This is a genomic window from Bartonella sp. AP11XZML, from assembly GCF_042196445.1.
GTDB lineage: Bacteria > Pseudomonadota > Alphaproteobacteria > Rhizobiales > Rhizobiaceae > Bartonella.
Genome location: NZ_JBHIQF010000036.1, coordinates 1 through 3,125 on the forward strand (window position 1 = coordinate 1; position 3,125 = coordinate 3,125).

Annotated in this window: 3 protein-coding genes and 2 pseudogenes; 1 reads left to right on the forward strand and 4 read right to left on the reverse strand. The window is 43.3% G+C overall.

The window, feature by feature from the left end:
* Positions 1-103 (forward strand): annotated as a pseudogene (locus tag ACFIMG_RS03140) (putative addiction module antidote protein); the annotation flags it as partial.
* Between the two features lie 84 nt (positions 104-187).
* On the opposite strand, the gene ACFIMG_RS03145 reads toward ACFIMG_RS03140, so the two are convergent.
* The 4 genes and pseudogenes from ACFIMG_RS03145 to ACFIMG_RS03160 form a co-directional block, all read right to left on the reverse strand.
* Positions 188-1,495 carry a contractile injection system protein, VgrG/Pvc8 family gene (locus ACFIMG_RS03145; protein ID WP_375679155.1) on the reverse strand — a complete coding sequence of 436 codons (1,308 nt, stop codon included), beginning with the start codon at positions 1,493-1,495 and terminating at the stop codon, positions 188-190.
* Positions 1,492-1,716: a tail protein X gene (locus ACFIMG_RS03150; RefSeq protein ID WP_039760481.1), complete on the reverse strand. Its 225-nt coding sequence runs from the start codon at positions 1,714-1,716 to the stop codon at positions 1,492-1,494. The genes ACFIMG_RS03145 and ACFIMG_RS03150 overlap by 4 nt, the downstream gene beginning before the upstream one ends.
* Positions 1,713-2,063 carry a phage tail protein gene (locus tag ACFIMG_RS03155; RefSeq protein WP_375693566.1) on the reverse strand — a complete coding sequence of 117 codons (351 nt, stop codon included), beginning with the start codon at positions 2,061-2,063 and terminating at the stop codon, positions 1,713-1,715. The genes ACFIMG_RS03150 and ACFIMG_RS03155 overlap by 4 nt, the downstream gene beginning before the upstream one ends.
* 5 nt (positions 2,064-2,068) lie before the next feature.
* Positions 2,069-3,125 (reverse strand): annotated as a pseudogene (locus ACFIMG_RS03160) (phage tail protein); the annotation flags it as partial.

Consider the following 3,125-nt stretch of genomic DNA (forward strand, 5'->3'; position numbering starts at 1 on the left):
TTCTACTTTTCTCAGTGTTTTGAGTGCTTTAAATTTGCAGATTAGCTTAACGCCTATCCAAAATAATTGTAAGGAACAAGCAGCTTTAGAAGAAGCATCTTGACTACCTCCCCACCTTTAAAGATGGGGAAGGGAGGTATTTAAGCAATCTTTTAAATGAGGGGCTCTACATCTGGTTTATAACCTATCATGTATCCTCTTCGTCCATATGGATGACGCCTTCGCCTTCATCACATGCGTTAGGTGGGGCGTTTGGGTCAAGGGTATCATCTTTGTCTGGTGTGGTGTTTGCAACGTTTCCAGCTGTGTTTTCTTGGGCTTCATCAAAAAGTTCACAATCTATTTTTGTGGTGTAACCACCTGTTTTATCAAGTTTGTGCTTAACACTTTTGATGCGCCATTCTGCTGGAATATAGGGGCGGAAAGGGGGCTCTTGAACAAGCTTTGCTTCCGCTTGTACAAAGGGATCACCACCAATATCACATGAGAAAGAAGATTTCCCACGCGATGATTTATTGCGATAAGCCGCAATGGCTGCAACAGCTTCTGATTGATTGTGGTAGGTATATTTGAGTTCATGAAACGGTGCTTTACCAACTTTGACTTCCTTTTTTTCACCAGTGCGAATATCATGATAGCTTGCAATAACACCGCCTTTTTTCTCTTCTTCTTGCTCTTGATTTTCAGGCGTTTTGGCTTCCGTCTCTGCTTTAGGCAAATTAAGGGCGTCATTTTCATCCATATGGATAACATCTTCGCCTTCTTCAACTTCTTCTGGTTCTCGTGCATCAGCGGCGGCTTTTTGATCATCTCCTGCCTCTGTTGCTAAGCCATTGGCCGCTCCTGCTTCATCACGCGCACTGTATTTAAAATCCCAAGAGGTACAGAGTTTTTCATGGATAATAACAACGGGGAGTGTTTCACCAGTGATGGCTTTGCCTTCCCCCCGTCTAGCCAAAACAAGCTTGCCATCAACGGGTTTTGCTACCGCATCATAGTCTTCTGCAAGGCGCGTGGCAAAAGCCATATCGCTTTCAGAAGTTTGATCAATGTGACGCACAACAATTTTAGCAAGAGCAGGGTCAACTTTTGGTGTATAGCCATTGCGCTCTGCTATCTCTTGAACAATACTGCCAAGGGTTTGTTGGTGATAGGATTGGCTTTTGGGTGTTCTATAAGACGTATTCATAGAGGCGGCGCGTCCGGTCACGCTTAGGCTTTGAGGCGGGCTGCTTACAGAGATTTCATCAATCAGATAGGCTCCCATATCGCGGTTTTTGCCGCCTTCATAGCCAAGTGTGACAGAAATGATTGTTCCGATGAGAGGAATATCAAGAAAGCCGTTATCACTGTCACGGGCGCGGTCATCAAGCTCTATGGTAATGCGGTCACTTTTGTCTTCTGCTTCATCGGTAATTTCAATCGACAAAACATAGTCCATCAGCGTTCTTGTGATGTCCTCTCCATTTGCCATCACTGTGCAAAAAGGTTTCATGACTGGCTACCCCAAATTCTAATCACCGGTGTGGCTTTAGGATAGGGGAGGGTTGGCAAAACGATTGTGATGCCTGCTTTTAAAATGGGTCCATAGTCTGCAAGACCAAAATTTGCTGCATAAACGCGTTCAACAGCAAGGGCTTGTTGACCCTTTGCATAGTATCTCCAGCAAATGGCATCAACCATATCACCTTCTTTTGTTACGTAAAGATCACTCATAGCTCTTCACCATATTCTCTCAACTTTATTGTAAATTCTTGTTTTTTGGGGGACCCGTTATAGTGAAAAATGCTTTGTTTTTCCTCTACAGAAAGGATAACAAACTTGCCTAAAATTTTCCCCTGACCGGTTACAAGGATATGAGGACCATTATGGGCCATTTGTCGCAAATACTCGATTTGTCCGTGACCGCCTTTAAAATCTGGATAGATCACACCGGTTAAAGAAANCGCTGCTTTGCGCCCCAATCGCCCTTGCTCGACCCATGGAATGCCATAAGACATGTCAAGGGTTTGATAAGCAGCTGTTTCAATGGAAAAGATAAAACCACCCAAAGCTAACATCATGGCGCTTAATCCGAAAGGCTAGAGGCTATAGCCAAGCGTTGCTGCTTGGCATAGCGTTCAAGGGCTTGATTGACTGCGTCTCTGATTTCGTCCTTGAGACCATTTGGTACTGAAATATTTAAATTTGAAATCATCACACGGGCATCTACTTCTACCGGCTTATGAACGGTAATGGGCTTGGAAGCTTTGAAGGCGCCCACTTTTGCATTTGTAGCCTGCATTTGTTCTGTTTCGACTACGCTTGTATTAAAGCCACTCTTGCGTTTTTCAGGTGGGGTATTTGTAACCACTGCTGTATCCAGCATTCTTTTTGCTCGTGTTTTAGTTTCATCAGTAAAGGTTTTAATGGTCTGCGTTGAAGTCTTATCTATTGAGACATTAAACCCTAACTTTTCTTTCACCCAGTTTGGCATCCAACTGGTTAATTTATTCATCATATTGCCAAAACCGTTATACAGATCATCCCATTTGCTTTTGATGCCCTCCCAAAGCCCATTAATAAGATTGGAGCCTACTTCCATTAAATCAACGCCAAGCAACCATTTAATGAGTTCATTGATTTTTGTCGCAATCCAAGAGAGTGGTGAAAAGTTTTTAAAGAGCGTCAAGAGGTTATTGAAAACGTTACTGCATAAATTAGCCAAAGAACTCAACAAATTTCGTAAGAAATTCATGACCGTATCCCAATTTTTATAAAGCAGATATCCAATTCCAATAAGGGCTGCAATACCAGCCATTATCCAGCCTATGGGGGTTGTCATGATGGCAATACCAAGCGATATAAAAGCAGAACCAACGGCGGTTATTGCTGGAATAAGTGACGCTACAAGAACTGCTCCAACCGCGGCTAAAGATGCTGCTACCCAACCATTGAGTTTGTCCCAATATTGATAGAGGACAAAGAGCGCTGCAATGCCACCCATTAACCAGCCTATGGGGGTTGTCATAATTGTGATACCAAGGCTAACAAATGCTGCTCCCACGGCTGCTAATGCGGCAATGAGTGGACCAAAAATGAAGGAACCAAGAGCTACAAGCCCTACCTTAAAGAGGGTTATTTCA